This window comes from Caulobacter sp. GW821-FHT10A06 (assembly GCF_059415805.1).
This window is the reverse complement of sequence record NZ_JBWKNY010000009.1, coordinates 126,634-146,040: the sequence shown is the minus strand read 5'-3', so window position 1 is coordinate 146,040 and position 19,407 is coordinate 126,634. Positions and strand designations below refer to the sequence as shown.

At 67.3% G+C, this 19,407-nt stretch carries 15 protein-coding genes and 2 pseudogenes; 5 read left to right on the top strand and 12 right to left on the bottom strand.

Going from position 1 to position 19,407, the window contains the following annotated elements; genetic code table 11:
- Positions 1-54: 54 nt before the first annotated feature.
- Positions 55-306, bottom strand: coding sequence for a hypothetical protein (locus AC07NF_RS24965; protein ID WP_494633375.1), 252 nt, complete (start codon positions 304-306; stop codon positions 55-57).
- Between the two features lie 127 nt (positions 307-433).
- On the opposite strand from AC07NF_RS24965, the gene AC07NF_RS24960 reads away from it, so the two are divergent.
- Positions 434-1,135 carry an HAD family hydrolase gene (locus AC07NF_RS24960; protein WP_494633374.1) on the top strand — a complete coding sequence of 234 codons (702 nt, stop codon included), beginning with the start codon at positions 434-436 and terminating at the stop codon, positions 1,133-1,135.
- Between the two features lie 11 nt (positions 1,136-1,146).
- A pseudogene (locus tag AC07NF_RS24955) lies at positions 1,147-1,259 on the top strand (hypothetical protein); the annotation flags it as partial.
- Here AC07NF_RS24955 and AC07NF_RS24950 read toward each other — a convergent pair.
- The 4 genes and pseudogenes from AC07NF_RS24950 to manD form a co-directional block, all read right to left on the bottom strand.
- Positions 1,247-2,323 (bottom strand): annotated as a pseudogene (locus tag AC07NF_RS24950) (acyltransferase family protein); the annotation flags it as partial. The pseudogenes AC07NF_RS24955 and AC07NF_RS24950 sit on opposite strands and share 13 nt — an antisense overlap.
- A 168-nt stretch (positions 2,324-2,491) precedes the next feature.
- The gene (locus AC07NF_RS24945; protein WP_494633373.1) at positions 2,492-3,148 is read right to left on the bottom strand and encodes a helix-turn-helix domain-containing protein; all 657 of its coding nucleotides are present in this window, start codon (positions 3,146-3,148) and stop codon (positions 2,492-2,494) included.
- A gap of 54 nt (positions 3,149-3,202) precedes the next feature.
- A complete protein-coding gene (locus tag AC07NF_RS24940) occupies positions 3,203-3,952 on the bottom strand; it encodes a FadR/GntR family transcriptional regulator (protein WP_494633372.1) in 750 nt (249 codons plus the stop codon).
- 110 nt (positions 3,953-4,062) lie between these two features.
- On the bottom strand, positions 4,063-5,274 hold the full coding sequence (gene manD, locus AC07NF_RS24935) for a D-mannonate dehydratase ManD (RefSeq protein ID WP_494633371.1): 1,212 nt from the start codon (positions 5,272-5,274) through the stop codon (positions 4,063-4,065).
- Positions 5,275-5,464: 190 nt separating this feature from the next.
- On the opposite strand from manD, the gene AC07NF_RS24930 reads away from it, so the two are divergent.
- Positions 5,465-7,567 (top strand): alpha-glucuronidase family glycosyl hydrolase, encoded by a 2,103-nt coding sequence (locus tag AC07NF_RS24930; RefSeq protein ID WP_494633370.1) that lies wholly within the window; start codon positions 5,465-5,467, stop codon positions 7,565-7,567.
- Positions 7,568-7,706: 139 nt separating this feature from the next.
- On the opposite strand, the gene AC07NF_RS24925 is transcribed toward AC07NF_RS24930, so the two are convergent.
- The gene (locus AC07NF_RS24925) at positions 7,707-7,997 is read right to left on the bottom strand and encodes a GIY-YIG nuclease family protein (protein WP_494633369.1); all 291 of its coding nucleotides are present in this window, start codon (positions 7,995-7,997) and stop codon (positions 7,707-7,709) included.
- Positions 7,998-8,028: 31 nt separating this feature from the next.
- Positions 8,029-8,145, bottom strand: a complete 117-nt coding sequence (locus AC07NF_RS24920; protein WP_494633368.1) for a hypothetical protein — start codon at positions 8,143-8,145, stop codon at positions 8,029-8,031.
- A 64-nt stretch (positions 8,146-8,209) separates the two neighbouring features.
- Here AC07NF_RS24920 and AC07NF_RS24915 point away from each other — a divergent pair, with 64 nt between their 5' ends.
- Positions 8,210-9,523: an amidohydrolase gene (locus AC07NF_RS24915; protein ID WP_494633367.1), complete on the top strand. Its 1,314-nt coding sequence runs from the start codon at positions 8,210-8,212 to the stop codon at positions 9,521-9,523.
- On the opposite strand, the gene AC07NF_RS24910 is transcribed toward AC07NF_RS24915, so the two are convergent.
- From AC07NF_RS24910 to AC07NF_RS24890, 5 genes are read right to left on the bottom strand one after another with little or no spacing between them, the layout of a single operon-like run.
- Positions 9,520-10,104 carry a TetR/AcrR family transcriptional regulator gene (locus tag AC07NF_RS24910; RefSeq protein ID WP_492815010.1) on the bottom strand — a complete coding sequence of 195 codons (585 nt, stop codon included), beginning with the start codon at positions 10,102-10,104 and terminating at the stop codon, positions 9,520-9,522. The genes AC07NF_RS24915 and AC07NF_RS24910 overlap by 4 nt on opposite strands.
- An 18-nt stretch (positions 10,105-10,122) precedes the next feature.
- The gene (locus tag AC07NF_RS24905; RefSeq protein WP_494633366.1) at positions 10,123-11,631 is read right to left on the bottom strand and encodes a tryptophan halogenase family protein; all 1,509 of its coding nucleotides are present in this window, start codon (positions 11,629-11,631) and stop codon (positions 10,123-10,125) included.
- Complete coding sequence (locus tag AC07NF_RS24900; protein WP_494633365.1) at positions 11,628-13,142, bottom strand: tryptophan halogenase family protein; 1,515 nt, start codon at positions 13,140-13,142, stop codon at positions 11,628-11,630. The genes AC07NF_RS24905 and AC07NF_RS24900 overlap by 4 nt, the downstream gene beginning before the upstream one ends.
- On the bottom strand, positions 13,139-14,224 hold the full coding sequence (locus AC07NF_RS24895) for a tryptophan 7-halogenase (protein ID WP_494633364.1): 1,086 nt from the start codon (positions 14,222-14,224) through the stop codon (positions 13,139-13,141). Before AC07NF_RS24895 ends, AC07NF_RS24900 begins: the two co-directional genes overlap by 4 nt.
- Positions 14,221-15,735, bottom strand: coding sequence for a tryptophan halogenase family protein (locus AC07NF_RS24890; protein WP_494633363.1), 1,515 nt, complete (start codon positions 15,733-15,735; stop codon positions 14,221-14,223). Before AC07NF_RS24890 ends, AC07NF_RS24895 begins: the two co-directional genes overlap by 4 nt.
- Positions 15,736-16,171: 436 nt before the next feature.
- Between AC07NF_RS24890 and AC07NF_RS24885 the strand changes: the two genes are divergently transcribed.
- Complete coding sequence (locus AC07NF_RS24885) at positions 16,172-19,363, top strand: TonB-dependent receptor (RefSeq protein WP_492815019.1); 3,192 nt, start codon at positions 16,172-16,174, stop codon at positions 19,361-19,363.
- The last annotated feature ends 44 nt before the right edge of the window (positions 19,364-19,407 follow it).

Sequence of the window (19,407 nt, the reverse complement as noted above, 5' to 3'; positions counted from 1 at the left end):
CGGCCGCACGGAAAGAAGCCCCGGAACGCTTGGCGCTCCGGGGCTTGTCCGCGTCTAGAGGTCGCCTCGGCCGCGCAGGCGTGACCAGTGGTCGGTGTCGGGCGCCTCATCGTAGAGCGCCTGGTCCAGATGGACGAGGATCCGCGCGGCGCCGAACACCATCAGCCAGACCAGCGCGAAGAACCGGATCAGGTCGGCGTGGGGCGGCACGTGGGCGCTCCAGGCGATCAGGCCGGCGAAACCGCCTAGGCCCACGATCATCAGGACCAGCAGCAAGCGGCGATGGGCGGGGGATCGGGCGGTCATGACGCTTGAGATACCGCCGGGCCGCGTAAGGGCGCTGTTCGGAAAACCGCTCTCCGGCATAAACGCAACATAAGCTGTGACGGACATAAGGATATCCTTATGTGATTTTCGTGCTAGGCTCGCGGCCATGACCACGATCACCACCGTCGGCGTCGACGCCGACGACACCCTCTGGCACTGCGAGAGCAAGTTCCGCCTGTCGCATGCCCGATTCCTGGACCTGCTGTCCGACCACGGCGATCCCGAGAAGATCGAGAGCCAGCTGCTGGCCGTCGAGAAGCGGAACCTGCGGGTCTATGGCTACGGGGCCAAGGGTTTCACCCTGTCGATGATCGAGACGGCGCTGGAGGTCACCGACGGCGCGGTCGACACCCGCGTGATCCGCGAGATCCTGGCCGTGGGCCGCGAGATGCTGACCGAGCCGATCGAGCCGCTGCCCGGCGTCGAGAAGGCGCTGTCGGCGCTGTCGGATCGCTATCGCCTGATCCTGATCACCAAGGGCGACCTCCTGCACCAGGAGCAGAAGCTGGCCTCGTCGGGCCTGGGCGACTTCTTCGTGGCGGTGGAGATCGTGTCGGAGAAGGACGCGGGGACCTATCGCCGGGTGTTCGACCGCTACGGCACGGGCGCCGAGCAGGCGGTGATGGCCGGCAACTCGATGAAGTCCGACATCCTGCCGGCCCTGGAAGCCGGCTGCTGGAGCGCCCTGATCCCGTATCCGCTGGTCTGGGCCCACGAGGCCGCCGAGGCCCCGGTGGGGCACGAGCGGTATGTGGAGCTGGGGAGTATCAGCGAGCTGCCGGGCTGGGTGGACAGCCTGCGCGGCTAGCAAAATAACCGTGTCATCCCGGCCGCAGCGAAGCGGAGAGCCGGGACCCAGGGGCAACCGCAGTGCGCCGACCCCTGGGTCCCGGATCGGCTACGCCGTCCGGGATGACACGGATTTTTTCCCCAGCTTCGCCATCCAGTCGCGCGCCGGGCGTTCGAAGCCGATCAGCGACAGGTAGGCGATCGGGAACAGCGCCACGATCCACACCAGGCACCACAGGCGCATGGCGTCTCCGTTGAGACGCCACATCCCGAAGCCGACCCAGTTCAGCGCCACCTTCAGCGCGATCGGGTGCAGCAGGTAGAGGCTGAAGCTGAGCTGCGCCCACGGGGCCATGGCCTTGCTGACACCGCCCTGGACGCCTTGCGCGTCAGCCGCGACGCCGGCCAGGCCGACGGCGTAGATCACCAGCAGCAGGGCGGTGCGCGACGCGCCCATGCCGGACGCGACAACGAACGCCGCCAGCAGCGCCCACATGACGAAGCGGGCGTAGGGGAGTTTGGCCAGCTGATCGCGCAGCTGGAACGCCAGCATGCCCAGCATGAAGCCCGGCACGGCGCGGGCCACGCCCATGTTGAAGGTCCACTGCGAGAAGGTCTCGCCGGTGCGTGAAATCCACAGCAGGAGCAGCAGGCTGCCGATGGCGGTCGTCGCCGTGGCCCAGGCGCCGCGGGCGGTGATCCAGAACAGCGCGGGCAGGGCGATATACAGCCCCATCTCGGCGCTGATCGCCCAGCTGACGAAGTTCCAGGTCTGGGCCTTGCAGGTTCCCCAGGCGTGGATGAACAGCACGTTCTGCGGGATGCAGGTCACATCGTAGCGCGACGGGTCCCGCTCGTTCAGCACCCCGACCCAGCTGAGCGCCGCGATGACGACGAACACCAGCATGGTCGCCCAGTGCAGCGGGCCGAGGCGGGCGACGCGCTTCTGCAGGAAGTCGCGGTACTTGGCGGTGGTGGTCAGCTTGCCGGTATAGATCGCCGCCATCACGTAGCCGGAGATCAGGAAGAACAGGTCCACGATCAGGCTGAAGCTCTTGATCGTGTCGTCGGCGACTTGCCACTGGCCGTCGAGGTTGATGAACCGGTTGAAGTGGAACACCACGATCATCACCGCGCCCACGATCCGCAGGGCGTCCAGGTGCAGCATCTGGTCGGAGTCGGGTTTTAGAGGCGGGAGCTTCGGCATGGTGGAAGCTGTGGCATGGGAAGTGCGCGGCGGCCAGATAGATGCTCCCCCGCGATGCGGGGGAGCTGTCGCGGAGCGACTGAGGGGGCTAGCTGGAGCGAGGCCGAGCTAGCCCCCTCCGGCCCTCTGGGCCACCTCCCCCGCATCGCGGGGGAGGATCTGGGCGCTTTACGCCGCCACCCGCCACGCCCCCGGCGTCCGTCCCGTCAGCGCCTTCACATCTCGCGTCATGTGCGCCTGATCCGTGAACCCGACCTCCGCCGCGATCCCCGCCAGCGTCTCGGCCGTGCTGGTGATCATCCCCCACGCCCGCCGCGCCCGCGCCTCGACGCGATACCGTGACGGCGCGACGCCATAGGCCTGGCGGAACCAGCGGAAGGCGGTCTCGCGGGTGACGCCGTGGTCGCGGGCCCAGGCCTCGATGGCCAGGTCCGAGGCGTCCGACAGGGCGGCGGCCATGCGGTCGGGGGCGTCGGCGAGGGCGGCGCGGCCGGCCTCCCAGTGGGTGGCGAGATAGGCCGTGGCGGCGACGGGGTCGCGCTCGGCCAGGCGGACCAGCGTGTCCGGATCGGCGAGGCGGGCGATAGCGAAGGCCGGGGTGGTAGTCAGCGGCAAGTTCAGCACCACCGCGCGGCGGCCGGGGGCTGGATTGAAGTGGGCGCTAAAGGCGGCGTGGACCAGCACGTCGCCGGCCTCGACCCGGAACCGACCGCGCTCGCCGGCTTCCTCATAGCCGCCCTCCAGGACCACGGCGGCGTAGGGGGCCGCGTGCAGGTGGCGGGGGATGGCGTCGGCGGGGAGGGTGTGCCGGAGGGGCGGATGCATTGGGCGAACGTAGTGCGCCGAACGCGTCGCGCCAGTTAAACCCGTGTCATGGGGTTAGATCGCCACCCGCTTGGCGATCGCGCTGCGCCGCGCCTTCGTCTCCTGCTGCGCGCGCTGCACCGCTTCGGTCTCGGTCGCATGCAGCAGGTGGTCGATCACTCGCTCCAGGTGATCGCGCATCGCCTGCCGCGCCGCGGCCGGATCCCGCGCCTTCAGCGCATCCACCACCCGGCGGTGCTCGACGATGCGAGGCTCCAGGCCCATGCCGCGAGCCCGCGTCAGGATGTTCCGCGCCAGGGGCGAGCGGTTGCGCCAGTCCCACAGGTTCTCGATCGTGGCGATGATCGCGCCGTTGCCGGTGGCGCGGGCGATGGTCAGGTGGAACTCGCGGTCGGCGTCCTCGCCGCTGATCTCCTCCTCGTCGTGCATGCGCTGGAGGAGGGCTTCCAGGCCCTCGATCTGCTCGTCGCTGATCGAGGTGGCGGCCAGGGCGGCGGCCTCGCCCTCGAACAGGCGGCGGGCCTCGATCAGCTCGAAGGCGCCGATCTCGAAGTCGATCTCGGCCGACGGGGCCACGGGGCGGACATTGCCGGTGACATAGATGCCCAGGCCATGGCGGGCCTCGATCATGCCCAGCATTTCCAGGGCGATCATCGCTTCGCGTAGGGTGGGGCGCGAGACCCCAAACTGTTCGGCCAGCTCACGCTCGGTCGGCAGGCGGTCGCCCAGCTTGTACTGCCCCGCCTCGATGGCGTCGGCCACGGAGTCGGCGATCTTGCGGTAGAGCTTGACGTTGTCTGACATGGCTCGAGGGGGCTTTTAGAGACGCTGGCGGGGGCGGATTCCATGAATCACTACCACGGAGATCCGCGCGAATTGTCCTACTTTCTCTCCCTTTTCGCCGAATGGTCAGATCACCAGTCGTGCATGGACCCGTCCAGGCGGCGAGCGACCGGCAGATAGGCGCGCTGGTAGGGATATTTCGCCGCCAGCGCTTCGTCGATGTCGACGCCCAGGCCCGGCGCCTCGCCCGGATGCAGCATGCCGTCCGAGAACGTGTAGGCGTGCGGGAACACCGCGTCGGTCTCGGGCGTGTGGCGCATATATTCCTGGATGCCGAAGTTGGGGATCGACAGGTCGAAATGCAGGGCCGCGCCCATGCAGACCGGCGACAGGTCGGTGGCCCCATGGCAGCCGGTGCGCACGTGATAGAGGTCGGCGAAGCTGGCCAGCTTCTTCAGGTGGGTGATCCCGCCGGCGTGGACCACGGTGGCGCGGATGTAGTCGATCAGCTGTTCCTCGATCAGCTGCTTGCAGTCCCAGACCGAGTTGAAGATCTCGCCCACGGCCAGCGGCGTCGTGGTGTGCTGGCGGATGATCCGGAAGCTCGATTGGTTCTCGGCCGGGGTGGCGTCCTCCATCCAGAACAGGCGGTAAGGCTCCAGGTCCTTGCCCAGGCGGGCGGCCTCGATCGGGGTCAGGCGGTGGTGCACGTCGTGCAGCAGGTGGACGTCGTCGCCCAGCGCCGCGCGGGCCGCCTCGAACAGGGCCGGGGCGCTGCGCAGGTAGCGCTCGGTCGACCAGACGGTCTCCTTGGGCAGGTCGCTGTCGGCCGGCTCGTAGAAGAAGCGGTCCTTGGAGACGCCATAGGCGCCCTTCATGCCGGGCACGCCCGTCTGCAGGCGGATGGCCTTGTAGCCCTGGCCGGCATAGTGGCGGGCGTTCTCGATCGTCTCCTCGATGGTCTCGCCATTGGCGTGGCCATAGACCATCACCCCCGTGCGGCAGGCGCCGCCCAGCAGCTGGTAGACCGGCAGGCCGGCGATCTTGCCCTTAATGTCCCACAGCGCCATGTCGACCGCGGCGATGGCGGCCATGGTCACCGGGCCCCGGCGCCAATAGGCCCCGCGATACAGGAACTGCCAGATGTCTTCGATCTGGTGGGCGTCGCGGCCGATCAGGCAGGGGATGACGTGCTGGGTCAGATAGGCCTCGACCGCCAGTTCGCGGCCGTTCAGCGTGGCGTCGCCGATGCCGTAGACGCCTTCGTCGGTCACGATCTTCAGGGTGACGAAGTTGCGCCCCGGACACGTGACGATGGTCTTGGCGGCGATGATCTTGGGCATGAGACGCTTTTGCTGAAATCCGCGGGCGGGACGAAAGACCGAGGGCGCGCCAAACTTGCGGGCGCGGGCGTCCAATCTTCCTCCCTGCCTATCGGTTTACCGCTACCATGAGGCTTGTCAACCCAGTGGTCTGACCACTAAGGAGTAGAGACCCGACCTTTGAGATCGGGCGTGCGTGGGAGTGAAGCGAATGCGGTTGCTGGCTTTGGTGCTGGGCCTGGTCCTGGTCGGTTCCGCTGCCCGGGCCGAGGACGGCTATGACCTGTGGCTGCGCTATAAGCCGGTCGAGGCCGCCGCCAAGACGCCGTACGCCGCCCGCGCGGCCGCCATCGCGCCGGTCGCCAACACCCCGACGCTGAAGGTCGCTCGCGCCGAGCTGGAGCGGGGCCTCACCGGCCTGGTCGGCAAGCCCGCCAGCGCCGCCGCCGGCTCCCGCGACGGGGTCATCCAGCTGACCGTCGCGCCGCAAGCCGGCCTCGGCGACGAGGGCTATCGCATCCGCACCACGGCGGTGAACGGCAAGAAGACCACGGTCATCGCCGCGTCCAAGGACATCGGCGTCCTGTACGGCGTGTTCCGCTACCTGGAACTGATCCAGACCCGCCAGCCGGTCGAGAGCCTCGACATCGCCTCTTCGCCCAAGGTGAAGCTGCGCATGCTGAACCACTGGGACAACCTGAACCGCACGGTCGAGCGCGGTTATGCCGGCCAGTCGATCTTCGACTGGTGGCGGCTGCCCGGCCATGTCGATCCGCGCATGGTCGACTATGCCCGCGCCAACGCCTCGATCGGCATCAACGGCACGGTGCTGAACAACGTCAACGCCAAGGCCGACAGCCTGACCCCGGCCTATATCGCCAAGGCCGCCGCCCTGGCCGACACGTTCCGGCCCTACGGCATCCGGGTCTATCTGTCGGCCCGCTGGTCGGCCCCGGTCGAGCTGGGCGGCCTCAAGACCGCCGACCCGCTGGACCCGGCCGTCGCCGCTTTCTGGAAGGCCAAGGCTGACGAGATCTACAAGGCCATTCCCGACTTCGGCGGTTTCCTGGTGAAGGCCAATTCCGAGGGCCAGCCCGGCCCGCAGGACTATGGCCGCACCCATGTCGACGGGGCCAACATGCTGGCCGACGCGGTCGGCAATCGCGGCGTCGTGATCTGGCGGGCCTTCGTCTATTCGCACGAACAGCCCGACGACCGCGCCAAGCAGGGCTACAACGAGTTCAAGCCGTTCGACGGCCAGTTCCGCGACAACGTGGTCATCCAGGTCAAGAACGGCGCGATCGACTTCCAGCCGCGCGAGCCGTTCCACCCACTGTTCGGGGCCATGCCGAAGTCGAACCTCGGCATGGAGTTCCAGATCACCAAGGAATATCTCGGGTTCTCGACGCACCTCGTCTATCTCGGCCCGATGTACGAGGAGACCCTGCGCGCCGACACGATGGCCAAGGGCAAGGGCTCGACGGTGGCCAAGGTGGTCGACGGTCAGCTGGACGGCCGCAAGCTGACCGTGATGGCGGGGGTGGCCAATATCGGCACGGACCGCAATTGGTCGGGCTCGCAGTTCGACCAGGCCAACTGGTACGTCTTCGGCCGCCTGGCCTGGGATCCGGAGGCCTCGACGAAGGACATCGCGACCGACTGGGCGAAGATGACCTTCAGCAACGACCCGCGCTTCGTGAAGCCGGTCGTCGACATGATGATGGGCTCGCGCGAGGCGACGGTCGACTACATGACCCCGCTGGGCCTGCACCACCAGATGGGCCGCAGCCACCACTACGGCCCCGGGCCGTGGGTCGCCGGCGGCGAGCGCGCCGACTGGACCAGCGTGTACTACGCCAAGGCCGGGCCGGACGGGGTTGGCTTTGATCGCACGCCGACGGGGAGCAATGCGACGGCTCAATACGCGCCGGCGGTGGGGGCGTGTTTCGCCGACCTCAAATGCGTGGATGAGAAGGACCTGCTGTGGTTCCACCACCTCTCCTGGGACTACCGGCTGAAGTCGGGTGACACGCTGTGGGACGGCTTGGTGAAGCGCTACGGGCTGGGCGTGAAGTATGTCGACGACATGGAGACGACCTGGGCGGGGGTTGCGCCGTATGTGGATGCCCAGCGCCATGCCGAGGTGAGCGACTACCTGAAGATCCAGCGCGATGAGGCCCAGTGGTGGCGGGATGCGTCGGTGGCGTGGTTCGGCAGCTTCTCCAAGCGCCCCCTGCCGGCGGGCGAGAAGGCCCCGCCGAAGAGCCTCGAAGAGTACGAGGCGATGAAGTTCCCTTACGCGCCGGGGATCTAACCACTCAGTGTCATCCCGGACGCGCCGCAGGCGTGATCCGGGACCCAGGGGCGGCGCGCACCGCGTTTCGTCACCCCCTGGGTCCCGGCTCTACGCTTCGCTTCGGCCGGGATGACACGAGAATTTTGCACAGCGAGGGCTAACAGTTCAGCGTCTCGTGCAGATCCAGCCACTGCGGGTTGTTCTTCTCGATCAGCGCCAGTTTCCAGGCGCGCCGCCAGCGCTTGATGCGCTTCTCGTTTTGGATGGCTTCGTCGATCTCGCCGAACGCCTCGTACCAGACCAGCTTGGTGACGTCGTATTTCGCGGTGAAGCCTTTGTGCAGCTTCTCGCGATGTTCCCAGACCCGTCGTGCGAGATCACTAGTGACACCGGTGTAGAGCGTGCCGTTCCGTCCGCTAGTGAGGATATAGACGTAGTAGGTGTGCATTCCGATATACACTCATAGATTGTTTTATCGATCAACCTCTCGTGTCATCCCGGACGGCCCGCAGGGCCGATCCGGGACCCAGGGGCCAATGCAGTGCGGTTGCCCCTGGGTCCCGGCTCTCCGCTTCGCTACGGCCGGGATGACACATCAGAGGTAGCGGTTAAGCTGGGTTCGGCCGTCGATCCTGTGACCCCTATCCCGAGACCTCCCGCATGAAACTCCTCACCGCCACGGCCCTCGCCGCGCTGCTCGCCACCGCCGCGCAGGCCGCCCCGCTCAACGTGCCCGCCGCCAAGAAGGCCATCGACGCCCAGCTGGACCGCGACTACCCGGCGCTGGAGGCGCTCTACAAGGACATCCACGCCCACCCCGAGCTGGGTTTCCAGGAGGTCGAGACGGCCAAGAAACTGGCCGCCCAGATGCGCAGCCTAGGCTTCACCGTCACCGAGAACGTCGGCAAGACCGGCGTCGTGGCGGTGCTCAAGAACGGCGACGGCCCCAAGATCCTGATCCGCACCGAGCTGGACGGCCTGCCGATGCAGGAGAAGACGGGCCTGGCCTACGCCAGCCAGGCGACGGCGATGTACCGCGAAGAGAAGGTCTTCACCGCTCACGCCTGCGGCCACGACATCCACATGGCCGCCTGGGTCGGGACCGCCAAGCAGCTGGTCGCCCAGAAAGCCAGGTGGAAGGGCACGCTGGTCTTCGTCGCCCAGCCGGCCGAGGAGCTGACCAGCGGCGCGCGGGCCATGCTGGCCGACGGGCTGTGGGACAAGATCGGCGGCAAGCCGGACTACGGGTTTGCTTTGCACGTCGGCAACAGCCCGGCCGGCCAGGTGTCGTACAAGGCGGGCGTGCTGACCTCGACCTCGGACGGCATCGACCTGACCTTCATCGGCCAGGGCGGCCACGGCTCGATGCCCAGCGCCACGATCGACCCGATCCTGATGGCCAGCCGCTTCGTCGTCGACGTGCAGAGTGTGATTAGCCGCGAGAAGGATCCCAGCCAGTTCGGCGTCGTCACCATCGGCTCGATCCAGGGCGGCAGCGCCGGCAACATCATCCCCGACCGGGTCCGGCTGCGCGGCACGATCCGCACCCAGGACGCCGCCGTGCGCGACAAGATCCTGGCCGGCGTCCAGCGCACCGCCAAGGCCGTCGCCGCCATGGCCGGCGCGCCCGAGCCCGAGCTGAAACTGAACCCCGGCGGCAAGATGGTGGTCAATGACGCGGACCTGACCGCCCGCACGGGCGCGGTGTTCAAGGCCGCCTTCGGGGCCAAGGCGACCCTCGAGGACAAGCCCGGCTCGGCGTCCGAGGACTATTCTGAGTTCGTGCTGGCCGGCGTGCCGTCTGTGTATTTCGGCATCGGCGGGTATGCGCCGGACCAGATCGACAAGCTCAAGGCCGAGGGCAAGCCCGTGCCGACCAACCACTCGCCGTTCTTCGCCCCGACGCCGGAACCGGCCATTCGCACGGGGGTGGAGGCGATGACCTTGGCGGTGCTGGGAGTGGCGGGCCGCTAGAGCCCCAGCAGCCTGCGCACCACGAACTCCAGCGCCTCCGCCGTCACCGGCCGGCCGGTGGCGTGATTGTTCATGGCCAAGCCGCTGAGCACGTCGATGATCAGGTCGGGATCGATGCTGGCCGCGATCTCGCCCCGCGCCATGGCCCGCTCGACGATGGCGCGGCTGTGGGCGCGGCGGATGGGGAAGACCTTCTCGTGCCAGGCGACCAGCTTGGGGCGCACGCGGGCCTCGACGACCAGGAAGCTCATGCACGAGCCCATCACCGGGTCGTTGTAGAGTCGCACCATGGTCTGGCCCAGGATCACCAGGTCGGCCACGACGCTGCCGGTATCGGGCTGGGTCTCGAAGCTGAAGGCCTCGGTATAGGCCTCGGTCACGGCGTCGACCGGGTCGCTCCAGCGCCGGTAGAAGGTGGCGCGCGGCGCGCCGGCCCGCTCGCAGATGCGGTCGACGGTCAGCCCTGAGAAACCGCGTTCGGACAGCACTTCCAGCGTCGCACGCCGCAGTCGTCGCTCGACCTCCGGATCGCGCGGCCGGCCGGGTCCGCGTTTCGAGGCGGCGGGGGAGTCGGTCGTCATCACGGCAGCATAGGGGGCTCAGCCCGCCGCGCAATTCTCCGCGATGAACGCCATGTGATCCGGCATCACCTGCGCCGACTTGGCGATCACCGACTTGATCTCCGCCATGCGCGCCCGGAACAGCCCTTCGTCCATCGGATCGGCCATCGGGTCCCAGCTTTCCGGCATGATCCCCTGGCCGATGAACACCGCGAACCACGAGGTGTCGTTGAACAGCTCCTCGTTCTCGCGGAACACCCGGCCCGAGCCTCGGAACAGGTCGATCTTGTCGGCCAGATAGTCCGGGATCGGCATCTCGCGCAGATAGTCCCAATAGGCCGTGTCGTTCCGTGTCGTGGCCTTGAAGTGCAGGATCAGGAAATCCCGGATCTTCTCGTACTCGAAGGTCATGGTGCGGTTGTAGCGGTCGATGTCGGCCTGGAAGAACCGGCGGTCGGGGAAGTGGGCCAGGAGGCGCGAGATGCCGACCTGGATCAGGTGGATCGACTGGCTCTCCAGTGGTTCCATGAAGCCCGCCGACAGGCCTATGGCGACGACGTTCTTGTCCCAGCTCTTTTTGCGGCGGCCGGCGGTGAAGCGCAGGAAATTCGGGTCGGCCAGCGGCTCGCCGTCGAGGTTGGCCAGCAGGTCGGCCAGGGCCTCGTCGTCGCTGACATGGGCGCTGGAATAGGCGTAGCCGTTGCCCAGGCGGTGCTGCAGCGGGATGCGCCACTGCCAACCGTGCGGCCGGGCCGTCGCCCGCGTCACCGGGGCCAGCGAGCCGCCCAGGGCGCAAGGCATGGCCACGGCGCGGTCGTTCAGCAGCCAGTGGCTCCAGTCCTCGTAGCCGGCCTTCAAGGCTTGTTCGATCAGCAGCGCTCGGAAGCCCGAGCAGTCGATGAACAGGTCGCCCTCGATGACTTGGCCGCTTTCGAGGGTAACCGACGAAACGTGCCCGCTCTCGCCGTCCTGCTGGACGCTGGCGATCTTGCCCTCCTGGCGCACCACGCCGCGCGCCTCGGCATACTCCCGCAGGAACTTGGCATAGAGCCCGGCGTCGAACTGGAAGGCGTAGGCGATCTGGCCCAGCGGCGAGTTGGCCTGACCGTTGGGGCGCATGAACTTGCTCTGCCGCGAGGCCACGGTCTGCAGGCTGAACTCGCCCAGGTCCGGCGCGATGCCCATGGCGTGGGCCTTCAGCCAGTAGGCGTGGAACGACACCCCCTCCATGTCGACGCCATAGGGGCCGAACGGGTGGTGGTAGCTGTGGCCGATTGCCTTCCAGTCGACGAAGTCGATGCCCAGCTTGAACGTCGCCTTGGTCTTCTTGACGAACTCGTTCTCGTCCAGCCCCAGCATGCGGTTGAAGATGTTGATCTGCGGGATCGTGGACTCGCCGACGCCCACGGTGCCGATGGCCTCGGACTCGACCAGGGTCACCTGCGTGTAGCCGTCCTTGAGGAAGCGCCCCAGGGCGGCGGCGGTCATCCAGCCGGCGGTGCCGCCGCCGACGATGACGACGCGGCGCAGGCGGTGGTTCTGGGTCATGCTTTGAACTCGGGAGCCGCGCAGTAGCGGGCGATGAAGGCTTCGTGGGTCGGCATCGATTCAGCGGTCCGGCGGATCAGGCTGGCGAGCCGCTCCATCTGACCTTCGACGAAGGCGCGGTCGTACTGGTCGACCAGCGGGTCGTGGCGCTGCGGCGTCACGCCCTGGCCCAGCAAGACGGCGATCCAGCTGGGCTCGGCGAACAGGTCGTAGTCCGACTGGAAGAGGCGCCCGGAGCTGCGGAACAGCTCGATCTTGCGCGACAGGTCGGCCGGGATCTCCATCTCGCGCAGCTGCTTCCAGTAGGGCTCGTCGCGCTGGTTGGCGTGGAAGTGCAGGATGATGAAGTCGCGGATCAGCTCGACCTGCAGGATGGTCAGGCGGTTATATTCGGCGATCTCGACGGGGTTGAAGCCGCGGTCGGGGAACAGGGCCAAGAGCTTGGTGATCCCGGCCTGGATCATGTGGATGCTGGTGCTCTCCAGCGGCTCCAGGAAGCCCGACGACAGGCCGATGGCCACGACGTTCTTGTTCCAGATCTGCTTACGGCGGCCGGGGCGGAACTTGATGAAGTTCGGCTTCTGGGTGGGGGCGCCGTCGAGGGTGCCCTCCAGCGTCTTCAGCGCATCCTCGTCGCTGATGTGCTTGCTGGAATAGACATAGCCGGTGCCGATCCGGTGCTGCAGCGGGATGCGCCACACCCAGCCGGCCTCGTGGGCGGTGGCGCGGGTGAAGGGGCTCAGGCCATCGCCGCCCATCTCGCATTGCAGGGCCACGGCGCGGTCATTGGCCAGCCAGTGGCCCCAGTCCTCGAAGCCGGTCTTCAGGGTCTGCTCGATCAGCAGGGCGCGGAAGCCGGTGCAGTCGACGAACAGGTCGGCCTCCAGCACCCGGCCATCCTCCAGGGTGACGCCGGTCAGGAAGCCGGTCTCGCCGTCCTGCTCGACGCTGCCGACCTTGCCCTCGACGCGGGTGACGCCGCGCTTTTCCGCATAGCCGCGCAGGTACTTGGCATAGAGGCTGGCGTCGAAGTGGAAGGCGTATTTCAGGGCCGACATCACCTGGCCCGGATCCTTGGACGGCAAGGCGAACTTGCCCAGGTTCACGGCGGTGGCCGGCAGGTTGTAGTCGTCGATCGGCTGGGCCCAGCCTTCGTGCAGGCTGCGCAGCCAGAACTGGTGGAACTTCAGGGCCTCGATATCCAGGCCGAAATTGCCGAACGGGTGCTGGTAGCGGTGGCCCTTGTGCTTCCAGTCGATGAACTCGATGGCCAGCTTGAAGCTGCCCTTCGTCGCCCGCATGAACTCGGCTTCGTCGATGCCGAGGATCTGGTTGAAGGTGGTGATCGGCGGGATGGTGGCCTCGCCCACGCCGACCGTGGCGATGGCGTCGGACTCCACCAGCGTGACCTCGACGCCCTTGGTGTCGAGCACCTTGGACAGCGCGGCGGCCGTCATCCAGCCGGCGGTGCCGCCGCCGACGATCAGGACCTTGCGGATGGGGTTGGTCATCGCGGCATCTCCTCCGCCGTACGCTCGATCACAGCTCTCATCCGCCCCAACATCTCCCGCGTCTGCGCCAACGGCGCGCGCTCGACCAGCGGGTCCCAGCGCTTGGGCGTGATCTCCCGCGCCAGCAGGGCATGCACCCAAGCCTGCTCCGGCCAGGTCTCCTCGTCGTAGCTCACCACGCGGCCGCGGCTCTTGAACTGGGCTATTTTCCAGGCCAGCTCTTCGGGAGGCGCATCCAGCCCCCCCCACCGCAGGATCGCCATATCCCGCGCCCGATCGACGGCGAGGGCGGTCAGGCGGTTGAACTCCGCCACGGCGGCGGGACCCGTCGGCAGCAGGGCCGCCAGGCGCGAGACGGTGGTTTGCAGCAGGTGCAGGTCACCGCCATCGGCCGCGCCGATCTGGGCCAAGGTCCCACCGACGGCCACGACATTTCCAGTGACCGCCCGCGCCCGCCGGCCGGCCTTCAGCGGCGCGTCGTGGGCGAAGGTCGCGATGCGGTTCTCGACGCCCGTGAGCCGCGCGCCCGTCGGGAGCCAGGCGCTCCAGTCGATCCACTCGCCGGCCTCGCCCGAGGCGTCGACCACCAGGTCGGCGTCGGGGCGGCCACCGACCTGCACCGCGCCGGCTTTCAACGCCACGGCCTTCAGCGTCTCGGCGTACTCCGCCGCGTCCAGCAGCAGGCCATGGTCCAGGGTCGAGAGCGGCGACCTCGGATCGGCGCTCCTCTGCGCGAAACGACCGCGCGCGGCGGCTTGGGCGGTGAGGCTCCAGGCCTCCAGCGGCGCGCCATCGCCGGCGCGCAGCCAGTAGTGATGGAAGGCCAAGCCTTCGAGCACCGCGCCGGTGTCGCCGAACGGCTCGACGCTCGCGCCGTGGCGCAGGCCAAGCAGCGGGGCGCCCACCTCGATGCCCAGCCGCGTGTGCAGACCCCGCAGCGCGGGCAGGGCGACAAACTGGCCTTCAGCCGCAGGACCGGTCTTGGCCACCGAGACCTCGACGGTCCCCCGTGCGGCCGTCGCCAGCACGGCGGCGGTCATCCAGGCGTCGACGCCGCTTCCGACAATGAGGATCCGCGTCATGCCGAGACCCTCGCGTCCGCGACCGAGCGCAGATAGTCCTCATGCGCCGGCATGGCCTCCACCGTCCGCGCCACGGCCGCCTTCAGCTCAGCCAGCACGCGGGCCGACTCGGCGGCGGGGATGGCCTCGACCAGCGGGTCCCAGCCCTGCGGCGCGATGTTCTGGCCCAGATAGACGGCCAGCCACGACGGCTCCTTGAAGAACCCGTCCTTGTAGGCCGCCACCACGCCGCGTTCGCGCCACAGGGCGATCTTGTCGGCCAGGCTGGTCGGGATCGGGGCGACCGCGCGGTCGCGCCAGAACTCGGAATCGCCCCGCTGGTTGGCGTGATAGTGCAGCACCAGGAAATCGCGGATCCGCTCGAACTCCAGGTCCATGACCCGGTTGTACTCGTCCTGGTCGGCGGGATCGAAACCCTGGTGTGGGAACAGCTCCAGCAGGGTGCTGATCGCCACCTGGATCAGGTGGATCGAGGTGCTCTCCAGCGGCTCCAGGAAGCCCGAGGCGAGACCGATGGCCACGACGTTCTTGGACCACTGCTTCTTGCGACGACCGGTGACGAACCGCAGGAAGCGCGGGTCCTGCTGGGCCTCGCCATCCAGCTTCGAGAGCAAGACGCGGGCAGCCTCGTCGTCGCTGATATAGCTGGAGCAATAGACATAGCCGTTGCCCACCCGGTGCTGCAGCGGGATGCGCCAGCGCCAGCCGGCCTGGTCCGACGTGGCGCGGGTCAGGGGCGTGGCCGGCTCGACGGAGTCGCACGGCACGGCGGCGGCGCGGTCGCAGGGCAGCCACTGGGTCCAGTCGTCATAGCCGGCCTTCAGCGCGCCCTCGATCAACAGGCCCCGGAAGCCCGAGCAGTCGATAAAGAGGTCGCCCTCGATCGCCTGGCCGATCTCCAGCGTCACGCCGGTGACGAAGCCGTCGTCGGGACGCTGCTGGACGCTGGCGATCTTGCCTTCAGTGCGGGTGACGCCCCGCGCCTCGCTATAGGCCCGCAGGTACAGGGCATAGAGCGCCGCATCGAACTGGTAGGCGTAGTTGAAGGTCGAGCCCAGCGAGCGCGGATCGGGGGAGGGCGGCACGAACTTGCCCGCGAACCCGGCCATGATCGGCAGGCTGTAGGTGGTGATGGCGTCGGCTTCTCCGCGCGCCTTGGCCCGCAGCCAGTGCTGGTGGAACGGGACACCGCCGATCGGATGGCCGAACGCCCCGAACGGATGAACGTAGCGTTCGCCCTTGCGGCCCCAGTCGCGGAACTCGATGCCCAGCTTGTAGGTCGCCTGGGTCTTCTTCATGAAGTCGGCCTCGTCGAGGCCGAGGCGGGCGTTGTAGTTGCGGATGTGCGGGACGGCGGCCTCGCCGACCCCGACGGTGCCGATCTCGGCCGACTCGACCAGGGCGATCTCGATGGGCAGGCCCTTGAGCATCGCGACCAGGCCGGCGGCGGTCATCCAGCCGGCCGTGCCGCCGCCGACGATGACGATCTTGCGGATGGGAGCAGGAGTCATGCGGCGACCCTACCCATCTTGGGGTCTGTTGCGACCCCCGCGCGGACGTTTTCGCCCGTCATTCCAACGCCTCCCCCGATACCTTATCCCCGTTCAGGTCTCGTCAGATGACCCGGCAGGACAAGACTAAATTGACAACGCTGTCTTGCGTTGTCATCCTTGTTTTAAGCCGGACGTCGAGATCCGGTTCGTCGTGGCCAGACCACGAATGGGGAGGCGACCAGATCAGGAATAGAGGCTGCAGGACCGCGGTAAACCGCGAGGCCTCTACCCCAAATGGTAACGTTCCCATTCCTACGGCTACTCGAACCGAACCCGTGTGACAACGGCTTGACGAGTAGTGGTCTATCATGTGATCTGACAACAATGGTCACGGTAACATGACCGATGGTAGCGCTACCTTGCTGCCATAACGAACAAAAGGGGAGGTGGACTAATGGGAACGGCCAACAGGCCGTCCGCGGCTCGCGGACGCAATTCTATCGCCGACAATCTGAAGTACGGGGCCTCGGCGCTTGCGCTGGGCATGCTGATGGTCGGCGCGCCGGCCATGGCGCAGGACAAGAAAGAGGCGGACACGGTCGACGAAGTCGTCGTCACCAGCATCCGTCAAAGCCTCAAGAGCAGCCAGCAGCTGAAGCAGTCGTCCGACATCATCGGCGACTCGATCACCGCCGAAGACATCGGCGCCCTGCCGGACCGCTCGGTCACCGAAGCGCTGTCGCGCGTGCCGGGCGTCTCGATCAACCGTTTCGCCGCCGGCGTCGACCCCGACCACTTCTCGGTCGAAGGCTCGGGCGTGGTCGTGCGCGGCCTGAACTTCGTGCGTTCGGAACTGAACGGCCGCGACACCTTCACCGCCAACAACGGCCGTATCCTCAGCTTCGCCGACGTTCCTTCGGAACTGATGGGCGGCGTGGACGTGTTCAAGAGCCCCTCGGCCGACCTGATCGAAGGCGGCATCTCGGGCACCGTGAACCTGCGCACCCGCCAGCCGTTCGACGCCAAGGGCGAGGTGCTGTCGCTGTCGGGTGAAGTCACCTACGGCGACATGATCAAGAAGTACCGTCCGTCGATCACCGGCCTGTACAGCAACCGCTGGCAGACCAGCATCGGTGAAGTCGGCCTGCTGGCCTCGTACGTCAATTCGCGTCTGGCCAGCCGCAGCAACGCCATTCAGGTCTCGAACTTCGGCTGCCGCACCAATCTGGGCCAAGCCGTCTCGAACTGCGGCAATGGCACGAAAGGCGTGTGGTTCCCGCGCGGCGCGGCGTTCCGCTCGACCGACACCGACCGCAAGCGCGAAGGCCGCGCCTTCGCCGCCCAGTGGAAGAGCAACGACGGCACCATGTCGGCCGCCTTCCAGTACCTGCGCTCCAAGGCGGTCAGCGAATGGACCGAGCACGCGATCGAAATCGCCACCGACAACGTCACCAGCAACGGTGACTCGCGTCCGGTCGCCGGCACCAGCTTCACCTTCGACGACCAGGGCATCTTCACCAGCGGCGTGATCACCGGCACCACCGGCTGGCGCGCCGACCAGCAGGGCGCCGACCCGCGCACGCCGATCGACGGCCTGCAGTCGAACAACGTCCGCCGCGACGAGAAGCAGACGACGATCACGTCGGACTACGGCTTCAACTTCAAATGGACCCCGAACGAGCACTGGGGGATCCTGTTCGACGCCCAGCACGTGGACTCGTCGGTCGACGCCATCAGCATGGGCATCTGGGGTTCGACCTTCCAGAACGCTTCGATCAAGCTGAACGGCAACAAACTGCCGGACGTCAGCTTCCTGGCGCCGTCGAACGGCACGTCGATCTCGAACTGCACGCCGTTCAACGCCAACTGCACGTCCTACATGCGCGCGCCGCATGACAGCTTCAGCGACCCGTACAACAACTTCTGGCGCTCGGCGATGGACCACATCGAGCAGTCGGAAGGCACGGAAGACGCCGTCAAGCTGGACGTCGAATACAAGTTCAACGACGACACCTGGTTCGACTCGGTGAAGGCCGGCGTGCGCTGGTCGGAACGCGACCAGACCACCCGCTTCTCGGCCTACAACTGGGGCGTGGTCTCGGAAATCTGGGGCAGCGGCGGTCCGGTCTGGATGGACGACCCGATCAACGGCAACCCCACCACGGCCGGCGGCTTCAACAGCACCTCGCAGGTCGAGACCTACGCGTTCGACAACTTCCTGCGCGGCAAGATGGCCTCGCCGACGGCCGGTCAGCCGCGTCTGTTCTACACGAACAACACGGTCGACAATTACGCCGACCTGTCGAAGTTCCTGCTGTCGGTGGGCGACGAGTGGCGTGACCGCCTGGCCGGAGGCTGCCCACAGAACTGGGTCCCGCTGGCCATGCGCTGCGACGTCATCCCCGGCACGCCCTTCCGTAAGCAGGAAATCAATCCTGTGAACGAGAAGACCCAGTCGGCCTACGCCATGCTGCGCTTCAAGGGCGACATGGGCGAAGCCCGCGTCAGCGGCAATATCGGCCTGCGCTACACCAGCACGGACCGCGTCGCCGATGGCTTCATGGCCTATCCGCTGTCGACCAGCCTGCCGTCCGACGCCGACTGCGCCGCCGTTCCGGCCGGCCAGACCCCGTCGCCGTTCTGCCAGCTGACCCCGGCGGTCCGCGCCGCGACTCGCGCCTGGGCCAACGGCTCGGTGACGCCCAGCAGCGCCAAGTCGAAGTTCGACTACTGGCTGCCGAGCTTCAACCTGAAGGTCGTCATGCCGCACGGTCTGCAGTATCGCCTGGGCCTGTCCAAGACGATCACGCCGCCCGACATCGGCCTGACCCGCAACTACTACAACCTGGCCCTCAACACGAACGCCGACGGCATCACCAACGGTCGTCCGTCGGGCAACGTGACGGTCGGCAATCCGTACCTGAAGCCCACCCAATCGAAGAACATCGACGCCTCGGTCGAATGGTACTTCGCGCCGGTCGGCTCGCTGACGGTCGCGGCCTTCTGGAAGCAGCTGACGGACGTCGCCTACAACTCGACCGCCCGCGTGCCGTTCACCAACAACGGCGCCACGTTCGACGTGCTGGTGACCACGCCCGGCAACTCGACCAAGAAGTCGACGGTCAAGGGCTTCGAAGTCGGCTACCAGCAGTTCTACGACTTCCTGCCCAAGCCGTTCGACAAGCTGGGGATCAACGCCAACTACAGCTACATCGACAGCTCGGGCGTGCCGCAAAGCACGCTGTCGGCGACCGACCCCGACGTGGCCGCCGGCCGCATCACCACGGTCGACACCAGCAAGCTGCCGCTGCAGGGCCTGTCCAAGCACAACGCCAACTTCGCGGTGGTCTATGAGACCAGCAAGCTGTCGGCGCGCCTGGCCTACAACTGGCGTTCGGACTTCCTGCTGACCGTCCGCGACGTGATCGTGCCGTTCGCGCCGATCATGAACGAGGCCACCGGCCAGCTGGACGGCTCGATCTTCTACAACGTGACCCCGAAGATGAAGGTCGGGATCCAGGGCGTGAATCTGACCAACGAGACGACCCGCACCACGCAGGTCCTCAACAGCGACCTGCTGAAGACCGGTCGTTCGTGGTTCATGGCCGACCGCCGCTACACGCTGGTGGTTCGCGCCAGCTTCTAAGTTCCGCTGCTTGTCGGCCCGAGGGTCTCCCCCTCGGGCCGGCG